Annotated in this window: 9 protein-coding genes and 1 tRNA gene; 9 read left to right on the top strand and 1 reads right to left on the bottom strand. The window is 68.1% G+C overall.

From position 1 onward, the window contains the following. Positions 1-11 precede the first annotated feature (11 nt). Positions 12-1,265, bottom strand: coding sequence for a pyridoxal phosphate-dependent aminotransferase (locus JOF44_RS07510; RefSeq protein ID WP_209889265.1), 1,254 nt, complete (start codon positions 1,263-1,265; stop codon positions 12-14). A 261-nt stretch (positions 1,266-1,526) separates the two neighbouring features. Between JOF44_RS07510 and JOF44_RS07505 the strand changes: the two genes are divergently transcribed. The 9 genes from JOF44_RS07505 to JOF44_RS07465 all read left to right on the top strand — a co-directional run bounded on the left by JOF44_RS07505 (position 1,527) and on the right by JOF44_RS07465 (position 14,450). Continuing rightward, positions 1,527-1,599: transfer RNA gene (locus JOF44_RS07505), tRNA-Trp, on the top strand. A gap of 63 nt (positions 1,600-1,662) precedes the next feature. Continuing rightward, the gene (gene secE / locus JOF44_RS07500) at positions 1,663-1,935 is read left to right on the top strand and encodes a preprotein translocase subunit SecE (protein ID WP_209889262.1); all 273 of its coding nucleotides are present in this window, start codon (positions 1,663-1,665) and stop codon (positions 1,933-1,935) included. A gap of 76 nt (positions 1,936-2,011) precedes the next feature. After that, positions 2,012-2,980: a transcription termination/antitermination protein NusG gene (gene nusG, locus JOF44_RS07495; RefSeq protein WP_209889258.1), complete on the top strand. Its 969-nt coding sequence runs from the start codon at positions 2,012-2,014 to the stop codon at positions 2,978-2,980. A 181-nt stretch (positions 2,981-3,161) separates the two neighbouring features. After that, entirely contained in the window at positions 3,162-3,596 is a 435-nt protein-coding gene (rplK, locus tag JOF44_RS07490; protein WP_209889255.1) for a 50S ribosomal protein L11, read from the top strand. Between the two features lie 5 nt (positions 3,597-3,601). Further along, on the top strand, positions 3,602-4,321 hold the full coding sequence (gene rplA / locus JOF44_RS07485) for a 50S ribosomal protein L1 (RefSeq protein WP_209889252.1): 720 nt from the start codon (positions 3,602-3,604) through the stop codon (positions 4,319-4,321). An 839-nt stretch (positions 4,322-5,160) separates the two neighbouring features. Beyond that, complete coding sequence (gene rplJ / locus JOF44_RS07480; RefSeq protein ID WP_209889249.1) at positions 5,161-5,676, top strand: 50S ribosomal protein L10; 516 nt, start codon at positions 5,161-5,163, stop codon at positions 5,674-5,676. 142 nt (positions 5,677-5,818) lie between these two features. Then, positions 5,819-6,208: a 50S ribosomal protein L7/L12 gene (rplL, locus tag JOF44_RS07475; RefSeq protein WP_209889246.1), complete on the top strand. Its 390-nt coding sequence runs from the start codon at positions 5,819-5,821 to the stop codon at positions 6,206-6,208. Between the two features lie 762 nt (positions 6,209-6,970). After that, positions 6,971-10,459 carry a DNA-directed RNA polymerase subunit beta gene (rpoB, locus tag JOF44_RS07470; protein WP_209889243.1) on the top strand — a complete coding sequence of 1,163 codons (3,489 nt, stop codon included), beginning with the start codon at positions 6,971-6,973 and terminating at the stop codon, positions 10,457-10,459. Positions 10,460-10,565: 106 nt separating this feature from the next. Continuing rightward, positions 10,566-14,450 (top strand): DNA-directed RNA polymerase subunit beta', encoded by a 3,885-nt coding sequence (locus JOF44_RS07465; RefSeq protein ID WP_209889239.1) that lies wholly within the window; start codon positions 10,566-10,568, stop codon positions 14,448-14,450. Positions 14,451-14,771: the final 321 nt, after the last annotated feature.

Raw genomic sequence — 14,771 nt, 5'->3', positions numbered from 1 at the left:
CAGTCCCGGGCTCACTCCGCCAGCAGCGCGGCCACGCGGTCGATGCCCTCGACGAGTTCCTCGTCGTTCAGGGCGTAGGAGAAGCGCAGGTGCCCCGGGGCGCCGAAGGCCTCCCCGGGCACGGCCGCGACCTCGGCCTCCTCGAGGATGACCGTGGCCAGCTCTGTCGAGGTGGTGACCTTCCTGCCCCGGATCTCCCGATCCAGCGCCCCGGAGACGTCCGGGAAGGCGTAGAAGGCCCCGGTGGGGGTGGGGACCGTGAACCCGGGCACGGCGGCGAGCTTCTCGACGATGGTCCGACGGCGGCGGTCGAAGGCGGTGCGCATCTCCTCGACGGGCCCCATCGGGCCGGTCACCGCCGCGATCGCGGCACGCTGGGCGATGTTGTTCACGTGCGAGGACAGATGCGACTGCAGGTTGCTCGCCGCCGCGATGACGTCCTCGGGGCCGACCATCCAGCCCACCCGCCATCCGGTCATGGCGAAGGACTTGGCCACCCCGCCCAGGATCACCGTCGTCCCGGCGAGCTCCGGGACCGCCGCGAGGATCGAGGTGAAGGGCACGCCGTCGTAGGTCAGGTGCTGGTAGATCTCGTCGGTGACGACCCAGATCCCGTGCTCGTGGGCCCAGCGTCCCAGTTCCGCCAGCTGCTCGGCGCTGAGCACCACACCGGTCGGGTTCGACGGGGAGCAGACGACGATCGCGCGGGTGCGCTCGGTGCGGGCCGCCTCGAGCTGCTCGATCGTGGGCACATAGCCCTGGTCGACGCCGGCCAGCACCGGCACCTCGGTGGCGCCGGCCAGACGGATCGCCTCGGGGTAGGTCGTCCAGTAGGGGGCTGGCAGCAGCACCTCGTCGCCCGGGTCCAGCAGGGTCGCGAAGGTCTGGTAGACGGCCTGCTTGCCGCCGTTGGTGACCAGGACCTGCGCCGGCTCGATCGGCAGGGACGTGGAGGCGGAGATCGTCTCGGCCAGGGCCGCGCGCAGTTCGGGGAGTCCGGGCGTGGGGGAGTAGCGATGGTTGGCAGGGACCGGGGCCGCCTCGATCGCGGCCTCGACGATGTGCGCGGGCGTCGGGAAGTCGGGCTCGCCGGCGCCGAAGCCGATCACCGGTCGGCCAGCCGCCTTCAAGGCCTTGGCCTTGGCATCGACCGCGAGGGTCGCCGAGGGCGAGATCGCGCCGACCCGCTTCGAGATGCGCTCGTGCCCAGCAGGCGGAGCGGAGGGAGAAGTGCTGGCGGTGGGGATGGCGTCGTCGGAGGTCACCTGCCTATCGTGGCAGAGGTCTCCCTCTCGTGCCAGGACGACCAGCGATCGGATGTCGATCCCTGGCGCAGATGAATGGGCGGAGGGGGTAAGGTCCTTCCGGTCGGCGACGGCACCGGCCCCGGGGCACTGATGGTGCGATGTGATCTGACGCCAGCGGATTCGCACCGGGTCGCCGAGGCTTGTATGCTGGTCGCTGGTCAGAATCGCGAAAGTCCTCCGGGGCGGCGCGGAACGACCTCGCGGGGGCTCCCCGTGTGAAGGGCAGTGGCGCAATTGGTAGCGCAGCGGTCTCCAAAACCGCAGGTTGCAGGTTCGAGCCCTGTCTGCCCTGCCGATCCGGCCGGGTCCACCCGGTCGGATGCGGATGACCTCGATGAGATCGGACAGTCCTGACGTGAATTCCAGCCAGAACGCCTCGTCGGCGCCCACCAAGGGCGACGCACCAGGCTCCGGGTCGAAGAACCCGTTCCTGGCCATCGGTCTGTTCATCCGCCAGGTTCTTGCGGAGCTCAGGAAGGTCGTCGTCCCGACCCGCACGGAGCTGGTCGTGTACTCGATCACGGTCCTGGCGTTCGTCGTCGTGATGATCATGCTGATCTTCGGCTTCGACGCCGCGTTCAGCTGGCTGTCCCGGATCGCGTTCTCGGACCCCGACGCGGGGATCTGAGGCCGGTCCGCGCCGCAGGAAGTACGCGTACCGTGCCCGATCAGTCCCCAGCCGTCAGGAAAGCAGGTTCCCGCTGATGAGCGACCAGACCTCATCCCCCGAAGAGTCCTACCAGGACGTCGACGACTCCCTGTCGTTCTCGTCCTCCCCGCAGGCAGCGACCTCCGCACCCCAGGGCGAGGAGGCCGCCGAGGCGAGCCCCGACGTCGCCGACGAGCCCGAGCAGGCGACCGCCGCGGAGGAGCCCGCCGTCCCGAGCGGGTCCGCCGACGAGGCCGGTGAGTCCGCCGACGGGACCGAGTCCGCCGCGGCCGACGGAGACTCCGCCGATGGCGACGCCTCCGACGAGAGCTCCGCTGACGAGGGCTCCGCCGACGAGGATTCCGCCGACGGCGCCGTCGGCGAGGGCGAGGACGCCCCCACCGAGGTGCCCGACGAGGAGGACCCGCTGGTCCAGCTGCGCCGTCACCTGCGCGCCGCGCTCGGCGAGTGGTACGTCGTCCACTCCTACTCCGGTCACGAGAACCGCGTGAAGACCCAGCTGGCCACGCGGACCGAGACCCAGGACATGGAGGACTACATCTTCGAGGTCCAGGTCCCGATGGAGGACGCGACCGAGGTCAAGAACGGCCAGAAGAAGATCGTCCGCCGCGTCCGCATCCCCGGCTACGTGCTGGTGCGCATGGACCTGACCACCGAGTCCTGGAGGGTCGTGCGGGACACCCCGGGCGTGACCGGGTTCGTCGGCAACGCCACCGAGCCGACGCCGCTGAACTTCGATGAGATCTACTCGATGCTCGAGCCGTCCGTCGGCCTGCCCGAGAAGAAGCGCAGCTCCGGCTCGGCGAGCAAGCCCGCCGCCGCGCAGAAGATGCCCGACTTCAACGTCGGCGAGTCCGTCACCGTCATGGACGGCCCCTTCGAGACCATGCCGGCCACGATCTCCGAGATCCACACGGAGTCGCAGAAGCTGCAGGTCCTGGTGTCCATCTTCGGCCGCGAGACCCCTGTCGAGCTCGCCTTCGACCAGGTCGCCAAGATTTGATCGGCACCGCGGCCCCGGCCGCGGGAGTACGACCAGGATCACCCCTGATCCCGGTCGACGCCGACGCGACGTGCAGGTAACGTCGCACCGGACCTCCCCCCGCCCCGTGCGGGAGATGGTCCAGCTGTGGGAGGAGCGCATGATGAGCCCCGCCCGAACCACGACAGATTGAGGAAGAGCAATGGCTCCCAAGAAGAAGAAGATCGCGAGCGTCATCAAGCTCCAGATCCAGGCCGGCCAGGCCACACCTGCGCCGCCCGTGGGTCCCGCGCTCGGCGCTGCCGGCGTGAACATGATGGAGTTCGTCAAGGCCTACAACGACCGCACTGCGGATCAGCGCGGCAACATCATCCCGGTGGAGATCACCGTGTACGAGGATCGCTCGTTCACGTTCATCACCAAGACGCCGCCGGCCGCTGAGCTCATCAAGAAGGCCGCCGGCCTTCAGAAGGGCTCGGCCACCCCGCACACCGACAAGGTCGGCAAGATCACCCAGGCGCAGATCCGCGAGATCGCGGAGACCAAGATGCCTGATCTGAACGCGAACGACTGGGAGGCCGCGGCGAAGATCGTCGAGGGCACCGCTCGGTCCATGGGCATCACGGTGGAGGACTGACGACAATGGGATTCCGTAGCAAGGCATTCAAGGACAGCGCGGCCAAGATCGAAGAGGGGCGCGAGTACGCGCCGCTGGACGCTCTCCGTCTCGCCCAGAAGTCCTCTCCCGCGAAGTTCGACGCGTCCGTCGAGGTCGCCATGCGTCTGGGCGTCGACCCGCGCAAGGCCGACCAGATGGTGCGCGGCACCGTCAACCTGCCCAACGGCACCGGCAAGACCGCGCGCGTCATCGTCTTCGCGACCGGCGCGCAGGCTGAGGCCGCGCTCGAGGCCGGCGCCGACGAGGTCGGCGACGACGAGCTGATCGCGAAGGTCGCCGGCGGGTGGACCGACTTCGACGCGGCCGTGGCCACGCCGAACCTGATGGGCAAGGTCGGCAAGCTGGGCCGCGTGCTCGGCCCCCGCGGCCTCATGCCGAACCCGAAGACCGGCACCGTCACCATGGACGTGACCAAGGCTGTCGGCGACATCAAGGGCGGCAAGATCGAGTTCCGCACCGACCGTGCGGCCAACCTGCACTACATCGTCGGCAAGGTCTCCTTCACCGACCAGCAGCTGGTCGAGAACTACGTCGCGGCCCTCGAGGAGATCCTGCGGCTGAAGCCGTCGGCCTCCAAGGGTCGGTACATCTCGAAGATCACCGTGTCCACCACCATGGGCCCGGGCATCCCGGTCGACGTGAGCCGCACCCGCAACCTGCTCGAGGAGACCGACGAGGCCTGATCGACGTGCTGTGAGGCACGAACGGCAGGAGATCAGGCAGGCCGACTCTTTTGATCGACGTGCTGTGAGGCACGAACGGCAGGAGATCAGGCGGACCGACTCTTCTGATCGACGTGCTGTGAGGCACGAACGGCAGGAGATCAGGCAGACCGACAGGGCCTGATCGACAAGGCCTCGCCCTCCGGGTCCTCGACCTGCGTCCCCCGTGGAACCAGGTGAGGAGAGTATCCGACGCCCCGTCCACCCCTGTGGTGGGCGGGGCGTCGTCGCACGCAGGAACGGATGCTGCGTTACCGCGCAGAACGCGCCGACCGGTTCCGCGGATCCATCCCGTCGGCGGGACGCATGACCGGAACGGACGTGACGGGTTCGGCGTGGCAGGGGCCGTCCGGTTCGGGAACTCATCGGCGGCTGCCCAATCCCTCCGACTCGTCGGCTGCGCATACCCTCAGACTCGTCGGCTGCGCACGCATGCGGTGCCAGGCGCTCGGCACGTTCTCGGACGCGGACCTGGACGTGGGCGTGGGCGGGGAGCATGGCCGATGTGATGCACGACGCCGCTCCTCCCGTGGCGTCGACCCCCGGTCCTGGTCTACTCTGGAACCACCGAAGACCGCCGGTCGTCGTCCTCGACCTCGAGAACGACTGAAGATATCCCGTCCGGGATGGCCTGCGCAGGTGACGAAGCGACTTTCGCACGGTCGTACCCGTCCGGCCCCGGCCGGAGCCCCTGGTGGCATGGGTGACTGTGCGAGCGAGGCCTCGACACTTGCGTGTCGAGGCTTTTTCCGTTCCAGGACTCCTTCACCCGGTGGCGAGAGACCTCTGGAAGGAGGGCCATGGCGAACCCCGAAAAGGTGGACGCCGTCGCGGAGATCGCGGAACTTTTCCGTGAGTCCGACGCCGCTGTCATCACCGAGTATCGCGGGCTCAGCGTGGAGGAGCTCCAGGAGCTCCGTCGCGCGCTGGGTTCCGAGACGACCTACGCCGTGGTGAAGAACACGCTCACGGAGATCGCCGCCCGCGAGGCCGGCATCTCCGGTTTCGACGGCACGCTCAGCGGGCCGACCGCGATCGCCTTCATCAAGGGTGAGCCGGTGGAGCCTGCGAAGGCTCTGCGTGACTTCGCCAAGACTCACGAGCAGCTCGTGATCAAGTCCGGCTACTTCGAGGGCGCCACGCTCTCGAAGGAGGACGTCCAGAAGCTCGCGGACCTCGAGTCCCGCGAGGTCCTGCTGGCCACGGCCGCCGGCGCCATGAAGGCGTCGATGTCCAAGGCCGCCGCAGTGTTTGCGGCGCCGCTGTCGAAGACAGCACGCACCGTGGACGCGCTGCGGGCCAAGCAAGAAGCCTGAGTCCTCGGACTTCTTCGCACCCACAGCCACAGCGCTGTCCCCCGGGATCCCCAGCAGGGGTGACCGGACCGCAAGACCAGGCGCGTGTGCGCCGCTGATCACCGCAGGGACGCAGGTCCCGACAACAGGAAGGAACGCCACCATGGCGAAGCTCAGCAACGACGAGCTCATCGAAGCTTTCAAGGAAATGTCCCTCATCGAGCTCTCCGAGTTCGTGAAGCAGTTCGAGGACGTCTTCGACGTCACCGCTGCTGCTCCGGTCGCCGTCGCGGGCGGTGCCGCCCCCGCCGGTGGCGGCGAGGCCGAGGAGGAGGAAGAGAAGGATGAGTTCGACGTCATCCTCGACTCCGCCGGCAGCGCCAAGATCGCCGTCATCAAGGAGGTGCGCGCCCTGACCTCCCTCGGACTGAAGGAGGCCAAGGCGCTCGTCGACGAGGCCCCCAAGCCCGTCCTCGAGGCCGTCAAGAAGGACGACGCCGAGGCCGCCAAGACGAAGCTCGAGGAGGCCGGCGCGACCGTCTCCGTCAAGTGATCGCAGGCGCTCGCTCCGGCGCGCGCCTCACCTGACGGCAGTCGCACTGCTCCCGGAAGGGCCGTCCCGCATCAGCGGGGCGGCCCTTCTGCTGTCCGTGGCGCAGGCGCGGGCCCCGTCGGTCAGTGCCGGTGCGGACATCGCCGGCCGGTGCAGGCTCCGGGCACACCGCGCGAACGTGGCTCGTCGCGTCCACCGGCTCTGTGCCAGCAGCCACCGTCCCGAGAAGGCCCGCCTGCTGACATGGCGCCCATGGATGCGATGCACGCCGGCGACGAGCTGATCTCGGCCACCGGCGTGCGCACCGAGCGGCCATGGGCGGCGCGACGCTGCCGGACGGGCGGTACGCCTACCGCATGTCCACACGCCTCGGCGAGGATCAGTCCGCTGCGACGTGCCGCGACACCCCGAGGATCGGGTCGCATGCTTGACTCCTCGGGCATTTGCCTCCATTCTGTTCGCGTTACGGAGGTGTTCCGTCCGTGCGTGCCCCGCTGAGCAGAGCTCGCGGATCGGCGCAGGTTCGGACGCCCCGCCGGAGAACTTCCGCGCCAGGCATATAGCGGCCGACGCGGATGGAGCCGGTCGCGCCGCGACCGTTGCGTCCATCCGCGAATTTGTGTATGCTCGGTCCTTGCGCTGTGCGTCGCCCGTGGGTTCTGCTGCTCTGACTGCTCCGGCAGTCCGTCATTCCTGCTCCACCACCCTGACGGGTGTTCGCCGCGCCTGGGATTCCGTCATCGGCCTGTGGAAGGACCCCCCTTGGCTGCCTCGAGCACCGATCGCACTAACGACATCGCACTTCGCACCGCCTCTCCTCGCGTGACCTTCGCGAAGCTCGGCGACCCCATCGACGTTCCGGATCTGCTGAGTCTGCAGACCACCTCGTTCGACTGGTTGCTGGGCAACGACCTCTGGCAGGAGCGTGCCGCGGAGGCCGTTGCCTCCGGTCGTGAGGACGTCCCGCAGACCTCCGGTCTCGCCGACATCCTCGAAGAGATCTCCCCGATCGAGGACTTCGCCGGCAATATGTCGCTGTCCTTCCGGGACCACACCTTCGACGACCCGAAGTACACGGTCGACGAGTGCAAGGAGAAGGACCTCACCTACGCCGCTCCGCTGTACGTGATCGCGGAGTTCATGAACAACGAGACCGGTGAGATCAAGACCCAGACGGTCTTCATGGGCGAGTTCCCGCTCATGACCGACAAGGGCACCTTCATCATCAACGGCACCGAGCGTGTCGTCGTCTCCCAGCTGGTCCGCTCCCCGGGCGTGTACTTCGAGGAGAGCATCGACAAGACCAGCGACAAGCGCATCTACAGCACGAAGGTCATCCCCTCGCGCGGTGCCTGGCTCGAGTTCGAGGTCGACAAGCGCGACCAGGTCGGCGTGCGCATCGACCGCAAGCGCAAGCAGTCGGTGACCACGCTGCTGCAGGCGCTGGGCATGTCCCACAGCGACATCCTCGAGGAGTTCGGCGAGTTCGAGTCCATGCGCTCGACACTCGAGAAGGACCGCATCACCTCGCAGGACGAGGCGCTCATGGACATCTACCGCAAGCAGCGTCCGGGCGAGCCGCCCACGCGCGATGCGGGCGAGGCCATGCTCAACAACCTCTACTTCAACGCCAAGCGCTACGACCTCGCCAAGGTCGGCCGCTACAAGATCGGCAAGAAGCTCGGTCTCGAGGGCCGCCTGTCCGAGTCGACCCTCCGCCTGGAGGACATCGTCGGCGCGATCAAGTACATCGTCGCGCTGCACGACGGCCTCGCGGAGACCACCAGCAAGGATGGCAGGACCATCCGGGTGGAGACCGACGACATCGACCACTTCGGCAACCGTCGCATCCGCGCCGTCGGCGAGCTCATCCAGAACCAGGTCCGCACCGGCCTGTCCCGCATGGAGCGCGTCGTCCGCGAGCGCATGACCACGCAGGACGTCGAGGCGATCACCCCGCTGACCCTGATCAACATCCGTCCCGTGACGGCCGCGATCAAGGAGTTCTTCGGGACCTCCCAGCTCTCGCAGTTCATGGACCAGAACAACCCGCTGTCGGGCCTGACCCACAAGCGTCGCCTCTCGGCGCTGGGCCCGGGCGGCCTCTCCCGTGACCGCGCCGGCATGGAGGTCCGTGACGTCCACCCCTCGCACTACGGCCGCATGTGCCCGATCGAGACCCCTGAGGGTCCGAACATCGGTCTGATCGGGTCGCTGGCGACCTTCGCCCGCATCAACCCCTTCGGCTTCATCGAGACGCCGTACCGCAAGGTCATCGACGGTCTGGTCACCGACGAGACCGTCTACCTCACCGCGGACGACGAGGATCGCCACATCATCGCCCAGGCGAATGCGAAGATCGGCGACGACGACCGCTTCGTCCAGGACCAGGTGCTGGTGCGCCTGCCCGGCGGCGAGCCGGACCTGGTCGATGCGGGCGACGTCGACTACATGGACGTCTCCGCCCGCCAGATGGTCTCCGTCGCCACCGCGATGATCCCCTTCCTCGAGCACGACGACGCCAACCGTGCGCTCATGGGCTCGAACATGCAGCGCCAGGCCGTTCCGCTGCTGAAGGCGGAGATGCCGCTGGTCGGCACCGGCATGGAGCGTCGTGCCGCCGTCGACGCGGGCGATGTCGTCGTCTCCGAGAAGGGCGGCGTCATCGAGGAGCTGTCGGCCGATCTGATCCAGGTCATGGCCGACGACGGCACCCGTCAGACGTACCCGATCGGGAAGTTCCAGCGCTCCAACGCCGGCAACTCCTACAATCAGCGCGTGCTGTTCGACGAGGGTGACCGCGTCGAGGCCGGTTCGATCCTGGCCGATGGTCCCTCGACCGACGAGGGCGAGCTGTCCATGGGCAAGAACCTGCTGGTCGCCTTCATGTCCTGGGAGGGCCACAACTACGAGGACGGCATCATCCTGTCCTCGCGCCTGGTCCAGGACGACGTCCTGACCTCGATCCACATCGAGGAGCACGAGGTCGACGCCCGCGACACGAAGCTGGGCAAGGAGGAGATCACCCGCGACATCCCGAACGTCGGCGACGACGTGCTGGCCGATCTCGACGAGCGCGGCATCATCCGCATCGGCGCCGAGGTCGAGCCCGGAGACATCCTGGTCGGCAAGGTCACCCCCAAGGGCGAGACCGAGCTGACCCCGGAGGAGCGCCTGCTGCGCGCCATCTTCGGCGAGAAGGCCCGCGAGGTGCGCGACACCTCGCTGCGCGTCCCCCACGGCGAGTCCGGCACCGTCATCGGCGTGCGCGTGTTCACCGAGGACGAGGACGGGGACATCCTCCCCACCGGCGTCAACGACATGGTCCGCGTCTACGTGGCCCAGAAGCGCAAGATCACCGACGGTGACAAGCTCGCCGGCCGTCACGGCAACAAGGGCGTCATCGCGAAGATCCTGCCGGTCGAGGACATGCCGTTCCTCGAGGACGGCACCCCGGTCGACATCATCCTCAACCCCATGGGCGTGCCCGGCCGTATGAACATCGGCCAGGTCATGGAGACCCACCTGGGCTGGGTGGCCAAGGCCGGCTGGGATCTCGACCCCAGCGACCCCAACGCCGCCGAGCTGCCCGAGGCGGCTCTGCACGGCGAGCCGGACACCCCGGTCGCGGTCCCGGTCTTCGACGGCCTCTCGGCCGAGGAGGTCACCGGCCTGATCGCCAATCACCGCCCCAACCGGGACGGGGTGCGGATGGTCAAGGAGGACGGCAAGGCGCAGCTGTTCGACGGTCGCTCCGGCGAGCCGCTGCCCGAGTCCATCTCCGTGGGCTACATGTACATCCTGAAGCTCCACCACCTGGTGGACGACAAGCTGCACGCCCGCTCGACGGGTCCGTACTCGATGATCACGCAGCAGCCGCTGGGCGGTAAGGCCCAGTTCGGCGGCCAGCGCTTCGGCGAGATGGAGGTCTGGGCCCTCGAGGCCTATGGCGCCGCCTACGCCCTGCAGGAGCTGCTGACCATCAAGTCGGATGACATCGCCGGCCGCGTGAAGGTCTATGAGGCCATCGTCAAGGGCGAGAACATCCCGGAGCCCGGGATCCCCGAGTCCTTCCGCGTGCTGCTCAAGGAGATGCAGTCGCTGTGCCTGAACGTCGAGGTGCTGTCCAGCGACGGCACCGCCCAGGACGTCAAGGAGAGCGACGAGGAGGTCTTCCGCGCCGCGGAGGAGCTCGGCATCGACCTGTCCCGCCGACCCCACGAGGGCGTCGGCTCCATCGAAGAGGTCTGAGGGACGCGGGCCGGGCCCGACGACGCACGCCGTCGTCGGCCCCTGGCCCCGCCCTCGACCCCCGTTCCCTCAGACACCCCCTCTTCCGATCGAGAGAAGGACACCTGTGATCGACGTCAACACCTTCGACGAGCTGCGCATCGGCCTCGCCACCGCCGACGACATCCGCGGCTGGTCCCACGGCGAGGTCAAGAAGCCGGAGACCATCAACTACCGCACCCTGAAGCCCGAGATGGACGGCCTGTTCTGCGAGCGCATCTTCGGCCCCACCCGGGACTGGGAGTGCTACTGCGGCAAGTACAAGCGCGTGCGCTTCAAGGGCATCGTCTGCGAGCGCTGCGGCGTGGAGGTCACCAAGTCCTCCGTGCGCCGTGAGCGCATGGGCCACGTGGAGCTCGCCGCTCCCGTCACCCACATCTGGTACTTCAAGGGCGTGCCGAGCCGCCTCGGCTACCTGCTGGACCTCGCGCCGAAGGATCTCGAGAAGATCATCTACTTCGCCGCGTACATGATCACCTCGGTGGACGAGCAGGCTCGCCACGAGGACATGCCCGACCTGCAGGCGCGCTACGACCTGGAGGTCAAGGAGCTCGGCAACGACCGGGACGCCGCGTTGAACGACCGCGCCCTGTCCGCCGAGAAGGACCTCGCCCAGCTCGAGGAGGAGGGTGCCAAGGCCGACGCGAAGCGCAAGGTCCGCGACTCCTCCGAGCGCGAGCAGGCACAGATCCGCAAGAAGTTCGATGCGGAGATCGAGCGCGTCACCGCCATCTGGGAGCGCTTCAAGACTCTCAAGGTCGCCGACCTCGAGGGCGACGAGCAGCTCTACCGCGCCATGAAGCTGCGCTACGGCACCTACTTCGAGGGCGGCATGGGCGCCGAGGCGCTGCAGCGCCGCCTGCTGGACTTCGACCTCGACTCCGAGGCGGAGATCCTGCGCGAGGTGATCGCCACCGGCAAGGGGCAGAAGAAGGCCCGGGCGCTGAAGCGCCTCAAGGTCGTCTCCGCCTTCCGCTCGACCACCAACGCGCCTGCCGGCATGGTCCTGGACTGCGTCCCGGTCATCCCGCCGGATCTGCGACCGATGGTGCAGCTGGACGGCGGCCGCTTCGCGACCTCCGATCTCAACGATCTGTACCGTCGCGTGATCAATCGCAACAACCGTCTCAAGCGGCTGCTGGACCTCGGCGCGCCCGAGATCATCGTGAACAACGAGAAGCGCATGCTGCAGGAGTCGGTCGACTCGCTGTTCGACAACGGCCGTCGGGGCCGCCCGGTCACCGGACCGGGCAACCGCCCGCTGAAGTCGCTGTCCGACATGCTCAAGGGCAAGCAGGGACGCTTCCGTCAGAACCTGCTGGGCAAGCGCGTGGACTACTCCGCCCGCTCCGTCATCGTCAACGGCCCGCAGCTGCGGCTGCACCAGTGCGGTCTGCCCAAGGGCATGGCGCTCGAGCTGTTCAAGCCCTTCGTCATGAAGCGGCTGGTCGAGCTCAGCCACGCGCAGAACGTCAAGGCCGCCAAGCGGATGGTCGAGCGCGCTCGCCCCGAGGTGTGGGACGTCCTCGAAGAGGTCATCACCGAGCACCCGGTGCTGCTGAACCGTGCGCCGACGCTGCACCGTCTGGGCATCCAGGCCTTCGAGCCGCAGCTGGTGGAGGGCAAGGCCATCCACCTGCACCCGCTCGTGTGCGCCGCGTTCAACGCGGACTTCGACGGCGACCAGATGGCGGTGCACCTGCCGCTGTCGGCGGAGGCGCAGGCCGAGGCCCGCATCCTGATGCTGTCCAGCAACAACATCCTCAAGCCGTCCGACGGTCGTCCCGTGACCATGCCCGCCCAGGACATGATCATCGGGCTCTACCACCTCACGACGCGCCGCGAGGACGTGGCCGGCGTCGGCCGCTCCTTCGCCTCGGTGGCGGAGGCGATCATGGCCTTCGACCGTGGCGACCTGCACCTGAACGCGCCGGTGAACATGCGCTTCACCGACGTCGTGCCGCCGAGCGACTGGGAGGCCCCCGAGGGATGGACCGAGGGTGATCCGATCATCCTGGACACCACCCTGGGCACCGTCTACTTCAACGAGACGCTGCCGGAGGACTTCCCCTACGTGCAGGGCCAGGTCGGCAAGAAGCGCCTGGGCGGGATCGTCAACGCTCTCGCCGAGCGCTACGACAAGGGCCAGGTCGCGGCGTCGCTGGACGCTCTGAAGTCCTACGGCTTCTCGTGGTCGACCCGTTCGGGTGCGTCCTTCGCGCTGTCCGACGTCGTGACCCCGCCGAACAAGGCGGAGATCATCGCGAGGTACGAGGCGAAGGCCGCACAGGTCCAGGAGAACCGCGACCTCGGTCTGGTCTCCGAGACCGAGCGCAACATGGAGCTCATCGACATCTGGACCGAGGGCACCAACGAGGTCGACAAGGCCATGCGGGAGAACTTCGACTCGACCAACACCATCTACCGGATGGTGGACTCGGGCGCCCGCGGCAACTGGATGCAGATCCGTCAGATCGCCGGTATGCGCGGTCTGGTGAACAACCCCAAGGGCGAGATCATCCCGCGTCCGATCCTCTCCAACTACAAGGAGGGGCTCTCGGTCCTGGAGTACTTCATCGCCTCGCACGGCTCCCGCAAGGGCCTGGCGGACACCGCCTTGAAGACCGCGCAGTCGGGCTACCTGACCCGTCGTCTGGTCGATGTCTCCCAGGACGTCATCGTCCGCGAGGACGACTGTGGGACGACCAAGGGTCTGATGCTCCCGATCGCGGTCGAGGAGGCCGGTGCGCTGCGTGCCCACGAGCACGTGGAGTCGACGGCGTACGGACGTGTCCTGGCCACCGCGGCGATCGGCGCCGACGGCACGGAGGCGGCTCCGGCCGGCTCCGAGGTGGGCGATGTGCTCATCGAGCAGCTCGTCGAGGCCGGCGTGCGCGAGCTCAAGGTCCGCTCCGTGCTGACCTGTGACTCCGCGGTGGGCACCTGCGCCAAGTGCTACGGCAAGTCGCTCGCGACCGGTCAGCTGGTCGACATCGGCGAGGCCGTCGGCATCGTCGCGGCCCAGTCCATCGGCGAGCCCGGCACCCAGCTGACCATGCGCACCTTCCACTCCGGTGGTGTGGCCAGCGCGGACGGCGACATCACGCACGGTCTGCCCCGTATCCAGGAGCTCTTCGAGGCCCGTACCCCGGCCGGCTTCGCGCCGATCTCGGAGTTCGCCGGTCGCGCGGAGGTCGAGGAGAACGACAAGCAGCGCCGGATCACCGTGACCCCGGACGACGGCTCGGACCCCGTGACCTACACGGTCTCCAAGCGCGTCACCCTGCTGATCGCGGACGGCGACCACATCGGCGTCGGCCAGCAGCTGTGCCAGGGTTCGGTCGATCCCAAGCAGGTTCTGCGCATCCTCGGTCCCCGCACGGTGCAGCAGCACCTGGTGGACGAGGTGCAGAAGGTGTACATCAGCCAGGGCGTGGACATCCACGCCAAGCACATCGAGGTCATCGTGCGCCAGATGCTGCGTCGCGTGACGATCATCGAATCCGGTGACACCGACCTGCTGCCCGGTGACTTCGCCGAGCGCGTCATCTTCGAGCGCGAGAACCGGCGGATCCTCTCCGAGGGCGGTCAGCCGGCCTCGGGCCGTCCGGAGCTGATGGGCATCACCAAGGCGTCGCTGGCGACCGATTCGTGGCTGTCGGCGGCCTCCTTCCAGGAGACCACCCGCGTGCTCACCGAAGCCGCCCTGAACCGCAAGAGCGATCAGCTCATGGGGCTCAAGGAGAACGTCATCATCGGCAAGCTCATCCCGGCGGGCACCGGCCTGTCGCGCTTCCGCCGCATCGCGGTCGAGCCCACCGACGAGGCCAAGGCACAGATGTACCAGGTGCCCGGCTACGACGAGCTGGACTTCTCCGGCTTCGGCCAGACCGGTGCCGTCAACCTCGACGACATCGACTACGCCGACCCGTTCCGCACCGACTTCCGCTGAGTCGCCAGGAGCGCTGAACGGCCACCAGGCCCTCAGCGACCACCCCGAGGGGCGGTCCCACCACACGGTGGGGCCGCCCCTCGTCGCGTGTCCCGCACCACGCCCAGGGCCCGCTCAGCGGGCGCTGACGTGACCTGGAGGACTCCGTTCTTCACGGGAGGGTAAAAATCTCTCGGGGCCTTGCCCAAAGTCTGGGTGTCGGCCTTCCCCGGGACGGGCGCGGGGCGGAACCATGGACCACGGCAGTTCCCGCGACCTTCCCGCAGCGCTCCGACATCGGCAGCGCGCTCGCGCCGGAACTCCCGGCCCCGTCTCCGGGGC

It is taken from the genome of Brachybacterium fresconis (genome assembly GCF_017876515.1).
In the GTDB taxonomy this organism is placed as follows: domain Bacteria; phylum Actinomycetota; class Actinomycetes; order Actinomycetales; family Dermabacteraceae; genus Brachybacterium; species Brachybacterium fresconis.
Note: the sequence above shows the minus strand (reverse complement) of the source record. Positions and strands in the feature narration are given on the sequence as shown.